The 17,699-nt window shown below is 68.0% G+C and carries 16 protein-coding genes and 2 pseudogenes; 9 read left to right on the top strand and 9 right to left on the bottom strand.

The window, feature by feature from the left end; all coding sequences use genetic code 11:
* Positions 1 to 30: 30 nt before the first annotated feature.
* Both nhaA and ACA089_RS00765 read left to right on the top strand, forming a co-directional pair.
* A complete protein-coding gene (gene nhaA, locus ACA089_RS00770) occupies positions 31 to 1,425 on the top strand; it encodes a Na+/H+ antiporter NhaA (protein ID WP_372012497.1) in 1,395 nt (464 codons plus the stop codon).
* Between the two features lie 249 nt (positions 1,426 to 1,674).
* The gene (locus tag ACA089_RS00765; RefSeq protein WP_353688498.1) at positions 1,675 to 1,884 is read left to right on the top strand and encodes a cold-shock protein; all 210 of its coding nucleotides are present in this window, start codon (positions 1,675 to 1,677) and stop codon (positions 1,882 to 1,884) included.
* Positions 1,885 to 1,955: 71 nt separating this feature from the next.
* On the opposite strand, the gene ACA089_RS00760 is transcribed toward ACA089_RS00765, so the two are convergent.
* The 4 genes from ACA089_RS00760 to ACA089_RS00745 form a co-directional block, all read right to left on the bottom strand.
* Positions 1,956 to 2,582 carry a DUF4142 domain-containing protein gene (locus tag ACA089_RS00760; RefSeq protein ID WP_372012495.1) on the bottom strand — a complete coding sequence of 209 codons (627 nt, stop codon included), beginning with the start codon at positions 2,580 to 2,582 and terminating at the stop codon, positions 1,956 to 1,958.
* A 278-nt stretch (positions 2,583 to 2,860) separates the two neighbouring features.
* Positions 2,861 to 3,169: a hypothetical protein gene (locus ACA089_RS00755; protein WP_372012492.1), complete on the bottom strand. Its 309-nt coding sequence runs from the start codon at positions 3,167 to 3,169 to the stop codon at positions 2,861 to 2,863.
* 184 nt (positions 3,170 to 3,353) lie between these two features.
* Positions 3,354 to 4,499 (bottom strand): AI-2E family transporter, encoded by a 1,146-nt coding sequence (locus ACA089_RS00750; RefSeq protein ID WP_372012491.1) that lies wholly within the window; start codon positions 4,497 to 4,499, stop codon positions 3,354 to 3,356.
* Positions 4,500 to 5,288: 789 nt separating this feature from the next.
* A complete protein-coding gene (locus tag ACA089_RS00745) occupies positions 5,289 to 5,543 on the bottom strand; it encodes a hypothetical protein (RefSeq protein ID WP_372012488.1) in 255 nt (84 codons plus the stop codon).
* A gap of 237 nt (positions 5,544 to 5,780) precedes the next feature.
* Between ACA089_RS00745 and ACA089_RS00740 the strand changes: the two genes are divergently transcribed.
* Both ACA089_RS00740 and ACA089_RS00735 read left to right on the top strand, forming a co-directional pair.
* A complete protein-coding gene (locus ACA089_RS00740) occupies positions 5,781 to 6,260 on the top strand; it encodes a transporter substrate-binding domain-containing protein (RefSeq protein WP_372012485.1) in 480 nt (159 codons plus the stop codon).
* A gap of 289 nt (positions 6,261 to 6,549) precedes the next feature.
* Complete coding sequence (locus tag ACA089_RS00735; RefSeq protein WP_372012483.1) at positions 6,550 to 7,506, top strand: cation transporter; 957 nt, start codon at positions 6,550 to 6,552, stop codon at positions 7,504 to 7,506.
* Positions 7,507 to 7,953: 447 nt separating this feature from the next.
* Here ACA089_RS00735 and ACA089_RS16380 read toward each other — a convergent pair.
* From ACA089_RS16380 to ACA089_RS00725, 3 genes and pseudogenes are all read right to left on the bottom strand, one after another.
* Positions 7,954 to 8,053: pseudogene (locus tag ACA089_RS16380) on the bottom strand (DapH/DapD/GlmU-related protein); the annotation flags it as partial.
* 234 nt (positions 8,054 to 8,287) lie between these two features.
* Positions 8,288 to 8,428, bottom strand: a pseudogene (locus tag ACA089_RS16375) (maltose acetyltransferase domain-containing protein); the annotation flags it as partial.
* Between the two features lie 29 nt (positions 8,429 to 8,457).
* Positions 8,458 to 8,787: a thioredoxin family protein gene (locus ACA089_RS00725; RefSeq protein ID WP_372017575.1), complete on the bottom strand. Its 330-nt coding sequence runs from the start codon at positions 8,785 to 8,787 to the stop codon at positions 8,458 to 8,460.
* Positions 8,788 to 9,174: 387 nt separating this feature from the next.
* Between ACA089_RS00725 and ACA089_RS00720 the strand changes: the two genes are divergently transcribed.
* Entirely contained in the window at positions 9,175 to 9,579 is a 405-nt protein-coding gene (locus tag ACA089_RS00720; RefSeq protein WP_372012478.1) for a hypothetical protein, read from the top strand.
* 84 nt (positions 9,580 to 9,663) lie between these two features.
* On the opposite strand, the gene ACA089_RS00715 is transcribed toward ACA089_RS00720, so the two are convergent.
* Positions 9,664 to 10,143, bottom strand: coding sequence for a hypothetical protein (locus ACA089_RS00715; protein ID WP_372012476.1), 480 nt, complete (start codon positions 10,141 to 10,143; stop codon positions 9,664 to 9,666).
* A gap of 825 nt (positions 10,144 to 10,968) precedes the next feature.
* On the opposite strand from ACA089_RS00715, the gene ACA089_RS00710 reads away from it, so the two are divergent.
* The 4 genes from ACA089_RS00710 (at position 10,969) to ACA089_RS00695 (ending at position 16,058) form a co-directional block, all read left to right on the top strand.
* Positions 10,969 to 11,319 carry a nucleotide pyrophosphohydrolase gene (locus tag ACA089_RS00710; RefSeq protein ID WP_372012473.1) on the top strand — a complete coding sequence of 117 codons (351 nt, stop codon included), beginning with the start codon at positions 10,969 to 10,971 and terminating at the stop codon, positions 11,317 to 11,319.
* A gap of 29 nt (positions 11,320 to 11,348) precedes the next feature.
* On the top strand, positions 11,349 to 13,187 hold the full coding sequence (locus tag ACA089_RS00705; RefSeq protein ID WP_372012471.1) for a DNA/RNA helicase domain-containing protein: 1,839 nt from the start codon (positions 11,349 to 11,351) through the stop codon (positions 13,185 to 13,187).
* 95 nt (positions 13,188 to 13,282) lie between these two features.
* Complete coding sequence (locus ACA089_RS00700; protein WP_372012468.1) at positions 13,283 to 14,107, top strand: outer membrane protein assembly factor BamD; 825 nt, start codon at positions 13,283 to 13,285, stop codon at positions 14,105 to 14,107.
* 223 nt (positions 14,108 to 14,330) lie between these two features.
* A complete protein-coding gene (locus tag ACA089_RS00695) occupies positions 14,331 to 16,058 on the top strand; it encodes a hypothetical protein (RefSeq protein ID WP_372012466.1) in 1,728 nt (575 codons plus the stop codon).
* Positions 16,059 to 16,199: 141 nt separating this feature from the next.
* Here ACA089_RS00695 and ACA089_RS00690 read toward each other — a convergent pair whose 3' ends face one another.
* Positions 16,200 to 17,492, bottom strand: a complete 1,293-nt coding sequence (locus ACA089_RS00690; protein ID WP_372012463.1) for an adenylosuccinate synthase — start codon at positions 17,490 to 17,492, stop codon at positions 16,200 to 16,202.
* Positions 17,493 to 17,699 lie beyond the last annotated feature (207 nt).

The following is a 17,699-nucleotide window of genomic DNA, read 5'->3' as shown; positions in this document are numbered from 1 at the left end:
CTGCGCCTCCCCTCGTTTCAGGCCGCGCGCATGTCCCGGCACCAGGCCCCGCCCGTCCGCCGCGCCCACCCCGGCGAGGATCTGTCGCAGTTGCCACCGGAAATCTCCGCCCACCTCGCACGCCCGTTCCTCTACTTCATCCGCGTCGCCGCGATGGCCGGCGCCGCGTTGCTGGCCGCCACCATGCTGGCCCTGGCGCTGGCCAACGGCCCATGGGCAACGGCCTTCCTCGCCCTGTGGGAAATGCCGGCCGGCATCGCCATCGGCACGTTCGACACCACCCGCTCCATCCGGCACTGGATCAACGACGGGCTGATGGCGCTGTTCTTCTTCGTCGTCTCGCTGGAACTCAAGCGCGAACTGGTCCTGGGAGAACTGCGCACCGTGCGCGCAGCGATGCTGCCGGCCGCTGCGGCGCTGGGTGGCATGGCCGTACCGGTCATCGTGTTCCTGCTGCTGGTGGAGCCAGGCCCGGCGATGCACGGCTGGGGCACGGTCATGTCCACCGACACCGCCTTCGTCGTCGGCTGCCTGGCGGTCCTGGGTTCGCGCATCCCCGGAAGCCTGCGCCTGTTCCTGCTGTCGCTGGCGATCTTCGACGATGTCGGTGCGATCCTCGTGGTCGCCATCGGGTACGGCGGCCCGCTGGACTGGGGTGCGCTGGCGGCCGCCGGGGCGGTGGTGCTGACCATCGTCGCGGTACGCCGGCTCGGCGTTCGCGCCATGCCCGTATACGTCGCGCTGGGGCTGGCACTGTGGGTGGCACTGGACCTGTCCGGCGTGCACGCCACCGTCAGCGGGGTGGTCCTCGGCCTGATGACGCCATCGGGGCGGTGGGTCAGCGGCACGCGCCTGCGCGCCATCCTGGACCGGGTGGCCTCCCATCCGCTGGATCAGCGCTGGGGCGATGACAGGCTCGCACGCCAGGCCCTCAGCCGCGCCGGCACGGCCACCCGCGAAGTGCTCTCCCCGCTCGAACGCCTGGAAATGGCGCTGCATCCCTGGGTCGCCTTCGGCGTACTGCCGCTGTTCGCGCTGGCCAATGCCGGCGTTCCATTCGGCCGCGCGACGGTGGACACCGGCCTGGTGCTGGCGACAGCCGCGGCCTTCGTGATCGGCAAGCCGACCGGCATCGTGTTGGCGAGCGTGCTGGCGGTGCGCCTGCGCCTGGCCGTGCGGCCCGCATCGCTGCCGTGGAAGCTGCTGGCCGCCGGCAGCCTGCTCACCGGCATCGGCTTCACCATGGCCCTGTTCGTCGCCGAGCTGGCGTTCGATGCCGACAGGCTGGACTCGGCGAAGGCGGGCGTGCTGGTCGCGTCGGTCGTCTGCGCCCTCGCCGGCCTCGGCGCGATCATCGCGGTGACCCGCGGCCCCCGGACACCCGGACCTGCGAACAGGCGGGACCTGGATCCGGCAGCGCGGTGAAGCGTGCGACCATGCGGGGGAAGTCCAGCCGCGGCTCCACCGCACGCCAGCAACGTGAATGATGTCCGGTGGCCGGTTTGCTATTCCCCGCGCATCGGCCTACTGTGGCCGTGCTGAGTTACAAGGGTCACCGAGTCGTGGCCCGATGCTGTAGATCGAGATCCACTACACCGTTGCATCCGCTTCCCTCCTTGCAGCCAGCGTCCGCCGCATTCGCGGCTTCCTACAGTTGCTCCAAGGAGATACACCATGTCCCAGACCCAGACCGGCACCGTGAAGTGGTTCAACGACGCCAAGGGCTTCGGCTTCATCACCCCGGAAAGCGGCCCGGACCTGTTCGTCCACCACAATTCCATCCAGTCCTCGGGCTTCCGCAGCCTGCAGGAAGGCCAGCGCGTGCAGTTCGTCGCCGTGCAGGGCCAGAAGGGCATGCAGGCCGACCAGGTCCAGGCGCTCTGACAGCCGCCTCCGGCGGTTGACGGAAAAGCCCGGCGAATGCCGGGCTTTTTTGTTCCCCCCGCCGCAAGTCGTCAGCGTTGGCCCTGCAGCGCCTTGGCGCGGTCCAGGTGCTGGGCGACGTGCTCGCGGGTGGTGGCCAGGTGCGCCTTGACCTCGGGCCGGGTCGCGGCCGGGATGATCGTGCCGTCCAGCGCGGCCAGCGCCTCGGTATGGCCCTTCACCATCGCGTCGACGTAGGCCTTGGCATACGCGTCGCCTTCCAGGCCGCCGAGCGCGGCCAGTTCCTGCTCGCCCTTGGCCTTCTGCGCCTGCGCGTCGGGCGCGTTCCCGTCAGGACCGAACGCCGAGGTCTTGTCACGGTTCTCGGTATGCTGGTCGATCATCATCTGCGCATAGGCGGCCACGTCGCCGCCCACGCTCTTGCCCAGCGCCTGCTGGCCGGCGGCGATCTCGTGCGCGTTGATCGCGTTGAGCACGCCGAGCGCGGCGCGTTCCTGGGCCATGCCGGGCATCGCCTCGGCCGCGGCCTCGCCGGTGCCGGTCGTGGCCGGGGTGGCCGGAGGCGCCGCCGGATCAACCGGGCCGGCGGCATCGGCTGCGGCAGTGTCGGGAACGTCGGCTTCATCGCGGCGTCCGCACGCGGTCAGCGTGGCAAGACCGGCGGCGATGGCGACAGCGATCAGCAGCTTGCGGTTCATGGGGGATCTCCTGTGTCGGCGGCGTGTCGGTCGCGACGTGCCGCCTGCGATGCGGTGGTGGAAGCGGAGCCCGCCATCCCGTGGCGGCGACATTGGGCTTGTCCACGCGGGACCATTGCGACGCTACGCCCGGCGATGTCTGCGTGCCGTCCAGCGCGGATGAAGCCTGCGTGCAGGCCCGGGACGAGCGCATGCGGCCCCGCCGATGATGATGAATGCGCCGGGGGTGGACATGCCGCCGCCTCGCCTCCGTCCGCGTGATCCGGGCTCGCGTCCTGCTACAGCCGCGTCACCACGCTGGCACGGACCAGCACCTCGTCCTGCGCGAAGCGCTGCTGCAGCGTTTCGCGGTAGCCGCTCCACCAGCCGTGCTCGAGCTGGGCGGCCATCACTTCCACCAGCACCACCTGGTCGCGCTGCACGCCGCCGCCGTCGTCCTGCCAGGCGCCGGCGGCCGGCGAGCGCACGAACGCCGTCACTCCGCCGAAGCGTTCGGTGAGTTCCGCGCGGACGGTATCGAACATCGCCTTCGGAAACGGGGCTCCGGCATTGTCGTGCAGCGGCAGGAACAGCTGGACCAGGTGCATGGGGCGTCCCCCGTTGGCGGAAGGCAACCATCGCACGGCCCGCGTGCGGATCGCGTGCGCGCGCGTCCTGCCGCCGCGTGCTGGCGGGCTGTCGCGGTATGGCGGCGCGGCGGGGTGGCCGAAGCCGGTTGCCGGCCGCCATCGCGGGCCCCGGAGCGCAATGGCACTCGCCGGCACGCCACGCCTAGGGGGGCCCGCGGTCCGGCAGCTCCGCGGGGGGCACCACGGGTGCGGGGTGCGGTGCCGTCGTGGCTTCGCCGCCGTCCACCCAGTCGGAGAAGACCGTGTAGCCCACCGCGAGCAGTACCGCGCCGATGAACAGGCCGGGGATGCCGGCGGTGGCCATGCCGCCGATCGCGCCGATCAGGATCACCAGCATCGGCGCGTCCACGCCGCGGCCGAGCAGCAGTGGCTTGAGGATGTTGTCCACGGTGCCGGCCAGCACGAACCAGACGGTGAACACGACCTTGAGCACCGTGGACATGTCGTCGTCGGCCCACCACATCCAGGCCGCGGCCGGCAGCGACACCAGCACCACCGGCAGCTGCAGGATCGCCAGCAGCATCACCACCACCGCCAGCACGCCGGCGCCGGGGATGCCGGCCAGCAGGAAGCCCATGCCCAGCAGGATCGCCTGGATCATCGCCACGCCGACCACGCCGGTGGCCACCGAGCGCACCGTCGCCACGATCAGCCGGACCAGCCGCGGCCCGCGCTCGGGCCCGGCCAGGCGCACCACGATCCGCGCCAGCGCGCGGCCGCCGGTGCGGGCGTAGGCCATCATCGCCCCGGCCACGACGATCGCGGCGAAGAACACCAGCGTCGCCGCGGCGCCGTCGGCCAGCCACAGCAGCACCGTGCCCACGTGCGCCTTCAGCGGCGCGCCGTGCTTCTCCACGAACACCGGCAGGTTGCCCGCCGCTTCGGTCCACAGCGCGGACAGGCGCTCGCCGATCACCGGCCAGCCCGCCACCCGCGGGTCCGGCGGCGGAATGGCCAGGGTGTTGTGCTCGAAGGCGTCGTACAGCTGCCCGAGCTGGGTGGCCAGCGCGCTGCCCAGCAGCACCATCGGGATCCCCACCAGCAGCAGCGCGGCGAGCACGAACACCACCCCGGCCAGGCGCCGGCGCCCGCCGAGCGCGCGCACCAGCCGCTCGTACGCCGGATACAGCGCGATGGCCAGGATCATCGCCAGCCCGACCAGCCCGGCGAAGGGCATGAACACCCGCACGCACAGGAACAGCAGGAACGCGACCACCGCGACGCGGACCAGCATCTCGGTCAGGTCGGCGGTCACCAACCTGCGCAGCGCGGCCTGGTCGGGGGTCATGGGCGGTCTCCGCGGTGCCGGGAAGGCCCGCCGGCATGCGTGCCGGCCGGGCCTCGTCGTCCGCGAACCTAGTGCCGCACGCGACGCGCGCGAATTGGCCCTTGGCCCTATCCGCCGGCGAGGCGGGGATGTCGGCGATGCCGCCGGGGCGCCGGGCGCACCGGGGCGTACCAGGACGGGGTTCGATCCCCGCCCTCGCCGGTTTCCGTCATCCGCGTCGTGGTGTCGCTGCCGGCGTGGCCACCGGTCGGTCCGCGTTCCCGCGCGAACGCCCCATCGGAATGCCGCGTCGCGTCGGAAACGCCGGTTCGCGATGGACCATGCGCCGCAACCTCCAGCGGCCGTCGCCGCCCAGCCGGGTCATCGTGGTGCGGTAACCGAACGCAGGCCGCGCCCGCCCGTCAGCATCCACAACTGCCCTGCCAGCGGGGCGCGGATCTCTTGGGCCTTGGGGATGTCGACGCCGGAGTGCTCCTCGCCGAGGGTGACGGTGAGGAATCCGCGGGTGGCCGGGCCTTGGGTGCTGCACCCGCACCACATCCCGCGAGGAGGCCCGAAGCACCCGCACCTCGCCCAGCGGCAAGGCACCCGGCACCAGCACCCGCCCGTCTCCGTCGCACAGGCCCGGCAAACCGGTCATCGCTGCGTGGCGGAGCGTGCGGTCCGCACCAAGCCGGCGGATCCGGTCGAAGACCGGTGCCGGCGCGGCGGTTGCCGGCCGCCACCCCGCGCTCCGCTGGACACCGCAAGCACGCGCCCCGGTCTCCCGGGGCGCGTCTGCGTCACGCCCTATTTCCCGCCCTTCGGCTCCGGCTCCGGCTCCGGCCGCGGGTGCGGCCGGCCGTCCGCGCCGACCGGGCGGTCGTGGCCGCCCTGTTCGCGCCGCACCCGGGTTTCCTCGGGCGAGGGATCGGCGCGGTGCTGCTCCATGTCCGCGTCCTGGCGCTGTTCGGCGGTTTCCTGCCGCGCCTGTTCGCCGTTGCGGTCGGATTCGGCGCCCGGCGTCGCGTTCCGGCCGCCGGGGGTGCCATGGTCGTTGGCCATCGTGCGTTCCTCGTAAGCGCGACGGTGTGCGCGCCCTGCGACCATCACCGACGGCGCGTTAGCGCGCCGGCGTACGTGGCGTGAACGCGGCTTTACGAACGCGAACCGCCAATGGCCATGACGTCCTCCCGACGTCGCGCCCGGTGCGCATCGTGCATGGCACGACCACCACCGCGGCGCGCGCATGGTGCCCACCGCTCGACGCACCGTTCACGGCATCGCCGCCATAAGCGGGGCATGCGCAAGACGACTCCATCCCCCGCCTGGCTGTGCGCGGCGATGCTCCTGCTCCAGGGGTGCGGCGGCTATCCGCGCGATGCCGACCGGATGAGCGAACACGCCGCCGCCTACGGCATGCGCGTGGGCGCCAGCGCCGACCCGCCGTGGGTGCACGTGGACGCCGACGGCCGCGTCAGCGGCCCGGAGGCCGAGCTGGTGCAGCGCTACGCGGCCGCGCGCGGCTATCGCGTGCACTGGATTCCCGGCGGCCACGACACGCTGATGCGCCAGCTCGAGGACGCGCAGCTGCACGCGGTCATCGGCGGCCACCACGCCGACACGCCGTGGAAGCCGAAGGTGGGCTGGTCGCAGCCGCTGCGGCTGCGCGCCCAGGACGGCGACGGCCCCATGCCCGAACGCCGCATCGCCCTGCCGCCCGGGCAGTCGGCCTGGCACCTGGCGCTGGACCGGCACCTGGCGCAGGAGGCCGCACGATGAGCCCAGCGCCGCAACCCGCGCCCGCGTCCCACGCGCAGCACCGCCTGCACGGCAGGACGCCGTCCGCCGCACCGGACCGCAGCACCCCGCGCAAGCGCCCGCGCGATGAGTGCGCAGCCCCCGTGCCCGCTCCCCCCCTCGCCGGCACGGCCGGACACCCTCCGGCAGAACCTGCCCCACGACCCCATGCGATGAGCGTGCAGCACCCGCGACCGCGCGCAGCCTCCACGTCACGGCCGGACGTTTTCCGCCGCGCCACACAGCAGTCCGTGCCCCGGGAACCCGCGCGATGAGCACCCAGCGCCGCCCGCCCTCGCGCGAGCTGCCGCCCGAACAGCGCGACGCGCTGCGCCGCGCCGAACGGCTGTGTTGGTGGACGCTGTTCTGGATGTCGCTGGTGTCGGCGCTGATGTTCGCCGCGATGGGCGGCTCGCAGGCGATGAAGACCGCGCTGGCCGAGGACGTGCTGAGCCTGCTGCCGGCGGCCGCGTTCCTGGTCGCCAGCCGCTTCCGCCGCAAGGGCGTGGACGCCGAGTACATCACCGGCCGCGAGCGCGCGTTCGACATCAACTTCCTGATCTCGGCGGTGGCCCTCACCGGCGTCGGCCTGGCGCTGGTGTGGGACGGCCTGCATACCCTGCTCACCGCGACCCGGCCGGTGGTCGGCACCACCGTCATCGCCGGCCACGTGGTCTGGCAGGGCTGGATCATGATGGCCGCGCTGGCGGTGTCGGCGGTGCCGCCGGTGATCCTGGGCCGCCGCAAGCTGGCGCTGGCCCGCACGCTCTCGCTCAAGCCGCTGCACACCGACGCCGACGTCAGCAAGGCCGACTGGATGACCGCCGCGGCCGGCATCGTCGGCGTCGCCGGGATCGGCCTGGGCTGGTGGTGGGCCGACGCCGCCGCCGCGCTGGTGATCGCCGGCAGCGTGCTGCGCGATGGCGTGGCCAACCTGCGCGGCGCGGTGCGCGACCTGCACGACGCGCGCCCGCAGGCGCTGGACCGCGACAGTCCCGACGCGCTGCCCGACCGCCTGTGCCAGCGCATCGCCGCCCTGCCCTGGGTCGAGGGCTGCGCGGTGCGCCTGCACGAGGAAGGCATGCACCTGTCGGGCATCGTGCTGCTCGACAACCCGCGCCTGGACGCGGCGCAGATCGCCGAAGTGCGCGCCGTCGCCCGCGACGAGGACTGGCGCCTGGACCAGGTCGACGTGTCGCTGGTGGTGGCCGCGCCGCCGGAGCGTTGAGTCCGTCGGGCGTGGCTGCCCACGCGACTGTGGCGCGTCCAATGCCGACATGGTGCGGCGGCGGCTCGCCATTCGGCCGCTGTCAGCCCAGCAGCATGCCCGCCTGTGACGCAGCGCCCACCGCGTCCGGTGCCAGTCCGAGGCGGCTGCCGCGCGTCCAATGTCGACACGGCGGCGTCGGCTCGCCGTTCGGCTGTCAGCCGGGTGGCGTGCCCGCCGCTGACGCAGCGCCCACCGCGTCCGTCGCCAGTCCGAGGCGGCTGTCGCGCGTCCAATGTCGACATGGCGCGGCGGCGTGTCGCCGTCCGGGCGGCTGTCAGCCGGGCGGCGTGCCTGCCGGTGACGCAGCGCCCGCCGCGTCCGGCGACAGTCCGAGCCGGTCGGCGTCGGTAATGGCCCGCATGACCCGGCACGGCACGCCGGCGGCGATGACGTTGGCCGGGATATCCCGGGTCACCACGCTGCCGGCCGCGATGATCGAGTTCTCGCCGATGCTCACCCCGGGCACGATCGTGACCGACCCGCCGATCCAGACCCGGTCGCCGATGGTGATCGGCAGCGCGCGCTCGTAGCCGAGCTTGCGCTCCTGCGCATCGACGGCGTGGTTGGGCGTGTACAGGCTGACGTTGGGCCCCAGCAGCACGTCGTCGCCGATGGTCACCGGCGCGCAGTCCAGGATCGTGCAGTGGCTGTTGGCGTAGAAGTTCTCGCCCACGCGGATGTTGTAGCCGTAGTCGCAGTTGAACGGGGATTCGACCCAGGCGTTGCCGCCCATCGCGCCGAACAGCCGCTGCAGGACCGCGTTGCGCTCGCCGCGCATCGACGGCCGCATCGCGTTGAACTCGAACAGCAGGTCCTTCGCCCGTTCCCGCTCCTCCACCAGTGCCGCATCCCAGCTGATGTACCAGCCCTGGCCCAGCATCTTGTCCTTCTGCGTCATCACCACTCCGCTCAACCCCCGACCAGCCCCTCGCGCAGCGGCGCCAGGTCCTCGCCCGATACCGGCCGCACCACGCGCGCCAGTTCCTGTCCGTCGTGCAACAGTACCAGCGTCGGCCACAGCTTGACCTTGAACGAGCGGCCCAGTGGCTTGCCGCGGCCGTCCTCGATCTTCCGGTGCTCCAGCAGCGGATGCTCGGACACCAGGGCCTCGATCGCCGCCTGCGCGCGCTGGCAGTGCGGGCACCACGGCGCGCCGAATTCCAGCAGCTGCAGGCCTTCGTGCGCCTCCACATCCGCGCGGGACGGCTCGGTTTCCAGGTAGCGGTCGGTGTAGGGCATCGCGAGTTCAGCGTCGGATATCACGCGGCCACGCTCGCACATGCCGCGTGCCCGCCTCGTGACGCGCCAGGCGGGCGATGCATTCACGGCGGCGTGGTCGTGATCCTGCGCGCGGACGTCCCGCGCGGCGACGCGAGGCGGGTCTGCGTGACTCGACGCGCTGGCCGTGTCCATCGGCGCCGCGTCGCCCTGCTCGACGTCGCCACCGCACCCCGCTGTCAAGCCCCGCGCGGGAGTCGCCGGACCTCGTCGCGCTGGCGATACTCGCCACGCAATGGCGATGCACGGCACCTGCATGCAACCGGTGCCCGCATTGCCGCCCACGCGCACACCTGCCCGGCAGGTGCGCCTCCATGACCGACGCCGACCCGGCGCACGAGGAACCGAATGACGAAGACCGCCGGAGTGATCGTGCTGATGCTGCTCGCCGCCGCCGGCATCGGCGAGGCCGCCGCGCAGGTCGTGGTGATGGCGCACCCCGAGAGCGGCAGTTACGTCGTTGTCGCCAACCAGCAGGGCGCCCGGCTCAAGGCCCGGGAACGCGCCCAGCGGCAACATGCCGGGGGATGGACCGAACTGCTCGCCAGCACCCGGACCGGCTGGGGCCGGGCGTACTGCGCGCGACCCAAGGGCGGCCCCACCCGCTACTTCGTGGTGGAGGGCAAGGCCAGCGCCAAGGAAGCCGATGACGCGGCCCGCGCCGCCGCCATCGCCGGCACCCGTGGCCTGCCCGTCGCCAGCTGCTTCCCGGGCTGGGAAAACCGCAACGCGCATCCGCTGGACCCGGGATAGGAACGCCGCCCGCCCGGCCGCCCAAAAGAAAGACGCCCCGGCGTGCCGGGGCGTCCTGTCATCCCGCCGTGGGGGCGGTGGGCCTCAGGCCGGCGTCGCCTCCACCACCACCGTCTCAGCGCGTCGGCCGCGGTTGAAGCGCGCCGACAGCATCTGCCGCAGGCCGTCCAGGCCGGTGCCCTTGCCGGCGACCTTGAGCACCGCATAGCCCTCCAGCGAGGCGGTCATCAGGTCGCTGCCCACCGCCATCTCGGTGTCCTCCAGCAGCTCCTGCAGCCGGCCCATGCGCTGGCGGCGCGGACGCAGCGCGTCGAGCGTGGCCAGGTCGCGCCGGTAGGCGGCCAGGTCGAAGTTGCGCGGCAGCACCTCGGCGTTCTGGCTGAAGGCCACTACCGCCTGGCGGCAGAAGGCCTCGGACTTGTCGCCCATCTTGGTCAGGCCGCGGCGCGACTCCGGGTCCAGCCCGAGCAGCGGGGTCAGATGGGTCTCCAGCGTGGCCAGCGCCGCGTCGATCGCGGCCAGGGACTCGGCGGACAGCTCCAGGTCGATCAGGTTCTGGGTCATGGATGAGGCTTCCTTGTCAGTGGGGCCGGCCCGATTGGCCGGCGCGCACACGGTCCTCCGGACGCCCTGCCCCCGCCATCGGGCCGCCTCCCGGGGCCGTGTAGGAAAACGCCTAGGCGTGGGGTAGGAAAAGCCGCAGGTGGGGTAGGAAAACCGGCCAGCCCGTGTAGGAAAAACCTTCAGGGCGGGTCGGAAAGCCGGCCGATGCGGCTCGGAAGGCCGACAGGAAGGCCATCGGAAGCGGCCGCCGCAGGCGCGAACCGCCCGCAGGACCGGCCTCGACGCCGGCGCGGCCCGGCGGGCGCCCTTCCCGCCCCGCACGACCGACATCCGGGCTTTCCGACCCCGCCATTGGTTTCATCCGCACCGTTCGCAAGGCACCGAGCCCTGCGCGCAAGGCCCGGAACGTTGCGCGCAAGGCTTCGAGGCTTGCGTGCAAGGCAAAAAGGCTTGCGGGCAAGGCCGGGAGCCCTGCGCGCAAGGCAAAAAGCCCCGACCGCCGCCCGTTTTGCCTTGCGCGCAAGGCTCCAGGCTTGCGCGCAAGGCCTGGAGCATTGCGGCCGCAAGGCAAAAAACCTCGCGCGCAAGACTCCGAGGCTCGCGCGCAAAGCAAAAAGCCTTGCGACCGGGGCTGGAGCGTTGCGCGCAAGGCAGAAAGCTTTGCGTTCGCAAGGCTCGGAGGCTTGCGCGCAAGGTTCCGAGCCTTGCGCACGGAGCTCCGAGCCTTGCGGCCGGCCCCGGGGACGCCGACGGCCGGGCTCGTTCAGGTTCGTGTGCGGCTCCCCTATACTCGACCGGCGTCACAGTCCCGGGGAGGGAATGCGCGTGAGCCGCGAGATCGAGGAGCTTCAGGCCGCCCTGCGCCGGTTCGCCGAGGAGCGTGACTGGGGCCAGTTCCACACGCCTAAGAACCTCGCCGCGTCCCTGTCCATCGAGGCGGCCGAGGTGCTCGAGCACTTCCAGTGGCTGACCGACGAGCAGAGCCGGCAGCTCAACGACGAACAGCGGCAAGCCGTCGGCCACGAAATCGCCGACGTGCTGCTCTACCTGCTGCAGCTGTCCGACAGGCTGGGCATCGACCCGCTGGAGGCGGCCCGCGAGAAGCTGGCGATCAACGCCGCCAAGTACCCGGCGGACAAGGCCCGCGGCAGCAGCAGGAAATACACCGAACTCTGAATCCGGCAAGCCGAAGGGGAAAGGCTGGCGTGATCGTTTACCAGGCGACCAAAGCGACGTTCCTGCACGACTGCGACAACAAGCGGATCGCCGATGTCGTGTCATCCGCCTACGTGCAGAAGACGGGGCGATATGCCTCGCACGCGGAGTTCAAAGCCTGGCACAACTCGCTGGGCGAGATGGCGCGCGTCCTCCGCGACGGCGACATCCCCGGCGACATGGGCGTGGGCATCGAATTCGGCATCCCGCAGACCGCCAAGCGGATCGACTTCATCCTGTCGGGCAAGGCGGAGGACGACACCCCGCACGTGGTGATCGTCGAACTCAAGCAGTGGTCGACCTCCCGCATCAGCGAGAAGGACGGGATCATCGTCGCCAACCGCGGCGGCAAGGCCGAGATCGAAGGCCCCCACCCCAGCTACCAGGCGTGGTCCTACGCCGCCCTGCTGGAGGGCTTCAACGAGGCCGTCTACGACGCGGGCACCCGGCTGCGTCCCTGCGCCTACCTGCACAACTACCGGGACGACGGGATCATCCGCAACGCCCACTACGCGGCGTACCTGGAAAAGGCACCGGTCTTCCTCGACGGCGAGGCGGAACTGGCCAAGCTGCGGGACTTCATCAAGCAGCACGTGCGCAAGGGCGACAACGCCGCGCTGCTGTACGAGATCGCCAACGGTCGCATCCGCCCGTCGAAGATGCTGGCCGACAGCCTGGCGAAGATGCTCAAGGGCAACCGCGAGTTCGTGCTGGTGGACGACCAGAAGGTGGTCTACGAGACCTGCCTGGCCAAGGCCGCCCAGGCCAGCGACGCCCGCAAGCAGGTGGTGATCGTCAAGGGTGGCCCGGGAACCGGCAAGTCGGTGGTGGCGGTGAACCTGCTGGTCGAGCTGACCAAGCGTGGGCAGCTGACCAAGTACGTCTCAAAGAACGCCGCCCCGCGCGAGGTTTACAAGCAGAGGCTGGCGGGGCACCTGCGCAGGGTCGAAATCGGAAACCTCTTCTCGAGCTCGGGCAGCTTCTACGAGAGCCAGCCCAACGTGTTCGACACGCTGGTGGTGGACGAGGCTCACCGCCTCAACGAGAAGAGTGGCTTCATGTTGAACCGCGGCCAGAACCAGATCATGGAACTGATCCGCAGTGCCCGCTGCACCGTGTTCTTCTCCGACGACGACCAGATCGTCACCCTGTCCGACATCGGCCGCACCGGGGAACTGGAACGCTGGGCTCACGCGATGGGCGCGGAAGTCACGAAGCTCGAACTGGCCTCCCAGTTCCGCTGCGCCGGCTCGGACGGCTACATCACCTGGCTGGACAACTTCCTCGGTATCCGCGAAAGCGCCAACGCGGACTTCGACCGCGACAGCTTCGACTTCCGCATCGTCGATTCCCCGGTCGAGCTGCACGACCTGATCCGCGAGAAGAACAAACTCAACAACAAGGCGCGCGTCGTCGCCGGCTACTGCTGGGACTGGAAGAGCAAGGCCAACCCGGACGCCTGGGACATCGAACTCCCGCAGCACGGCTACAAGGCGCAGTGGAACCTGAGCCAGGACGGCAGCCTCTGGATCATCGCCCCCGAATCGGTCGAGCAGGTCGGCTGCATCCACACCTGCCAAGGCCTGGAGCTGGACTACGTCGGCGTGATCATCGGCCCCGACCTGCGCTGGATCGACGGCAAGCCGACGGTATTCCCCGAATCACGCTCGCGCATGGACCGCTCGGTGCGCGGCTGGAAGACGGCGATGAAGGAAGACCCGGACGCCACGCGCGAGCGGCTGGAGCTGATCGTGCGGAATACGTACAAGACACTGATGAGCCGGGGGATGAAGGGCTGCTACGTACACATTGTCGATAGACCGAAGTGAGCCCCTCGACCTATCGCAGGACGCCAATGGGCAACTCACATCGCCTGAAGAAAAGTTGGCTGTCAAAACACAGAAAAAAACCCAAGGAACACCGAATGAAGCGAATCTTCTTACTCGCCACCGTTATCGCCCTTCTTAGCGGCTGCGGCTCGTCACAGAAGGCATATGAGCAGGAACACAAGCGGGTCATGGAGCTGGAGGCGCAAGTTAAGAGCCTCACGGAAGAACTTGACGAGATTAAGTTCGGCGCTAATCGACTGCTTGCACAGGCTGAATCTGCCTATGCCGCAAGGAACGACGCCGAGGCCAGAAAGCTCCTTGTCGAACTACAGAAGCGGCACCCATCCTCGTCCGAGAGCACGGAGGCGTCTGCACTCCTTGCCCAGGTCGATCGCCGAATCGCCGACGACGACACGAATCGCAAGCAGGAGGAGGAGCGAAAGGCCGCCGAGGAGCGGCAGGCTCGCGCGCGAGCGACCGGCAACATGAAGATGAACACGGATGAGATCGAGGGGACAACCTGGGTCACCCATCGGAAGGCGCCGACATTGGGCAAGTACGTTTCCACGTACTTCGGATCAAAATCAGGTAGTGCAGCGAACTACCCTCTCCGGCTAAGGATCCAGTATTACGGCGATGACTGGCTCTTTGTCCGCTCGGTCACCGTGAAGGCCGACGACAAGGTCTACAACCTAGGCGCGCTGGATTTTGAGCGCGATCATTCGTCCGGAACAGTGTGGGAATGGGTAGATATTCCAGTGAAGGACCACGCCATGCTTAATCAGTGGATGAACGCGGAGCGCGTCGTGGTCCGATTCAATGGCGACCAGTACTACGACGACTTCACCCTGCCTAAGGAACAACAAGCCAGGCTGCTTGAGGTCTACCAAGCATGGAAGGCAATGGGTGGGAAGCCTTAGGAAGCGCACGCTCACCTTTCACATCGCTTCGGATGAGGTCGGTGTTTGCGCCCGGTGAGTGCCCACCACTGGACCACTACGCACCAAAATCCTGGAGTTGGTCTCGCCTGATAGGCGCAGGACCATGGCGACCCGGGAAACCAGGCAGCCACATGTCCACATCATCGGAACAGATCTACGCTCTTAACCGCGTCAAAAACAGGCTGTCTGCCCGGAGAACATTATGTCTGGCGACCTCACCGCAGGAATAGATAGAGCCTACGAAGAACGAACCGACTTCCTTGTGGTCGCCCTAACCGGCAGAACGGGAAGCGGCTGCACAACTACGGCAAACACACTTTGCAAACCGTACGCCGAAATTGCATTCTCCGTTGACGAGCAGATCGAACCAGAAAAAAGAAAGATACGGATTGCAGACGATCTTTTAAAGAAACAATGGATTCCGTTCAAAAAAATCACCGCGTCCACGGTAATCTTCAGCTTTCTGCTTGATCATGATGAGGAAAAGATCACCCACTTCTTAACCTCAAGCGGAATAGAGGAAGGCGTCGCCATCGATCTCTCTAGCAAGATCGAACTCATAAAGAGAGCACAGAAGTTCAAGGCTTACCAAAAGTGCATCCATGAGAATGAATACTCGAAAAATCCAGATGGATGGGATTTTTTTGAAGGGATGCTATCGCCACTTGCTGATGAAGCACGCCATACCCTCGGAACAAGCTATGCCCCGCTCTTTCAGTCTATGGGAGACAACATTCGATCCAGCGGGTCAGTGATAAGCAAATCCACTGATCCATCGAAAATATTTAGCTTGATAAGAAGGGTGAAAATTCTTGCGAAAGCAGCGTTCTATAGCAACCAGAGTCGCGGCAAGAAGAGCACGCGAGTCGTGATAGATGCAATACGAAATCCATTTGAACTTGTGTACTTGAGGGATCAGTTCGCCGCCTTCTTCGCCATTGCCATTACCGCAGATGACGGCCAACGCAGAGCTAGACTTGAGCAGATTGGCCTCGAAAAGCGGGACATAGAGAGTCTCGACAAGAAGGAGTACGAGGCCGGCAAGTCATTAAAGACATACGCGAATCTCGTCTCACAGAATATTCAAGAATGCATCCAGAAGTCGGACATCTTCTTAACAAACCCGGGGAATCCCGAAGATTTCGCCGTAAGTATCCGCAAGCTCAATGCTCAGATAGTGCGATATGTTGCTCTCATGCTGAGGCCGGGATTGATCACGCCGACAAGGGATGAGCGCTGCATGCAACTGGCTTTCGCGGCTAAACTCAATAGCGGATGCATTTCCAGACAGGTCGGCGCCGCCGTGGCGGACGCCAACTACTCAGTTAAGTCCATTGGATGGAACGATGTGCCCGCCGGCCAAGTGCCGTGCCTTCTTCGAGATGCCGACCAACTTGTGCGCGGGGGAGACGCCTCCGCCTTCAGTTCTTATGAAAACACTGAGGCAAAGTTTAAGGCGCAGATCGACAAGCACTACAAGACCAGGAATGAAAGTCTAAAGAAGCTCGGAATGCCTTGCCCGTTTTGCTTCAAGGACGCCTACAACACAATAACAGACACTGAAAATCAGGTGCACACGCGCGCGCTTCATGCAGAAGAGAACGCGTTTCTTCAGTTGGCCAAACACGGTAGTAGCGGGATCAACGGCGGCGTTCTTTACACCACTGCGAGCCCATGTGAGCTGTGCTCAAAGAAGGCATTTCAGCTTGGCATCACTGAGGTCATCTACGTCGACCCATATCCCGGAATTTCTCTTACGCACGTACTGAGATCAGGGAGCGAAGACAAGCGCCCCTCCCTTAGACTGTTCAGCGGATCAGTGGGACATGCCTACCACCGACTGTATGAGGCGATCCTTCCTGTGAAAGATGAATACAACGCTAGACTAAAGGACACCCCAACCAGTCCGCAGCAACCTCTAATTTCATGAACGCAGCAAGTTGTCGAGGACGCGGGAAAGCGATGGCGACCATGAGCCACCAGAAACTTAGCTGAGATTCGGGCTTAAGTTATCGCTTAGCGTAAAAAAAGCCCCGCCAACGCGGGGCCTTTATGTTCAAGCCGCCTAGGCTCAAGCAAACGGATCCTGCAACACCATCGTGTGATCCCGGTCCGGGCCGGTCGAGACGATGCTGATCGGGCAGCCCGCCAGCTCCTCCAGCGCGCGCAGGTAGGCGCGGGCGGCGGGGGGCAGTTCGTCCCAGTTGGTCACGCCGTGGGTGTTCTCGCTCCAGCCGGGGAACTCCAGGTACACGGGGGTGCACTCTTCCCAGCCCTGGGCGTCCAGCGGGGCGTACTCGGTGCGCTTGCCGCGGTATTCGTAGGCGATGCAGATCTTCAGCTTCTCCATGCCGTCGAGCACGTCGAGCTTGGTGATGCACAGGCCGGAGATGCCGTTGATGGCCACCGCGCGCTTGAGGGCGACGATGTCCATCCAGCCGCAGCGGCGCGGGCGGCCGGTGGAGGCGCCGTACTCGGCGCCGCGGTCGCGGATGCCCTGGCCGATCTCGTCGTCCAGTTCGGTCGGGAACGGGCCGCCGCCGACGCGGGTGGCGTAGGCCTTGGCGATGCCGAGCACGTAGTCGATGTTCTGCGCGCCCACGCCGGTGCCGGCCAGCGCGCCGCCGACGGTGGTGTTGGAGCTGGTGACGTACGGGTAGGTGCCGTGGTCGATGTCCAGCAGCGCGCCCTGCGCGCCTTCGAACAACACGCGCTTGCCCTGCTTGCGCAGGTCATGGAGGATGCCGGCGACGTCGGACTTCATCGGCTGCACGTACTCGCCGAAGGCCAGGGCCTCGTCGTAGGTCTGCTGGAAGTCCACCGCGTCCACGCCCAGGTACTTGGTCAGGACGAAGTTGTGGTAGTCCAGCGCGGTGCGCAGCAGCTCTTCCAGCTGCTTGGGGTAATGCAGGTCGGCGATGCGGATGCCGCGACGGGCGACCTTGTCCTCGTACGCCGGGCCGATGCCGCGGCCGGTGGTGCCGATGGCCTTGCCGCCGGCGGCCTTCTCGCGGGCCTGATCCAGGGCGATGTGGTACGGCATGATCAGCGGGGCGGCCGGGCTGATCTTCAGGCGGCTGCGCACTTCCACGCCGGCCGTTTCGAGTTCGGCGATTTCCTTGATCAGGGCGGCCGGGGAGATCACGACCCCATTACCGATCAGGCACAGCGCGTCCTCGCGCAGGATGCCGGACGGGATCAGGTGCAGGACGGTCTTCTTGCCGTTGATGACCAGGGTGTGGCCGGCGTTGTGGCCGCCCTGGAAGCGCACGACGGCGCCGATCTCTTCGGTGAGCAGATCGACGATCTTGCCCTTGCCTTCATCGCCCCACTGGGCACCGATGACGACGACTGACTGGCCCATGGCCTGGCTCCTTTGTATCGGGCGGCCATCGGGGCCGCGGGATGGACCGTGCCGGGGCCTGCCGCCCTGCCCTTCGTGAGCCGCCATCGGGGCGGATCGGGCTATGCGGGAACCCAGACACGGAAAAAGCCGGGCGGGTGGCTTCGTGCGAAGCGGCTCCGACCGGCTTTTGCGGATTATCCGGGTTTTGGAGGGCGGCGGCCACCC

This window comes from Pseudoxanthomonas fibrivorans, assembly GCF_041464125.1.
Classification (GTDB): Bacteria; Pseudomonadota; Gammaproteobacteria; order Xanthomonadales; family Xanthomonadaceae; genus Pseudoxanthomonas.
This window is presented reverse-complemented; position numbering and strand designations above follow the sequence as displayed.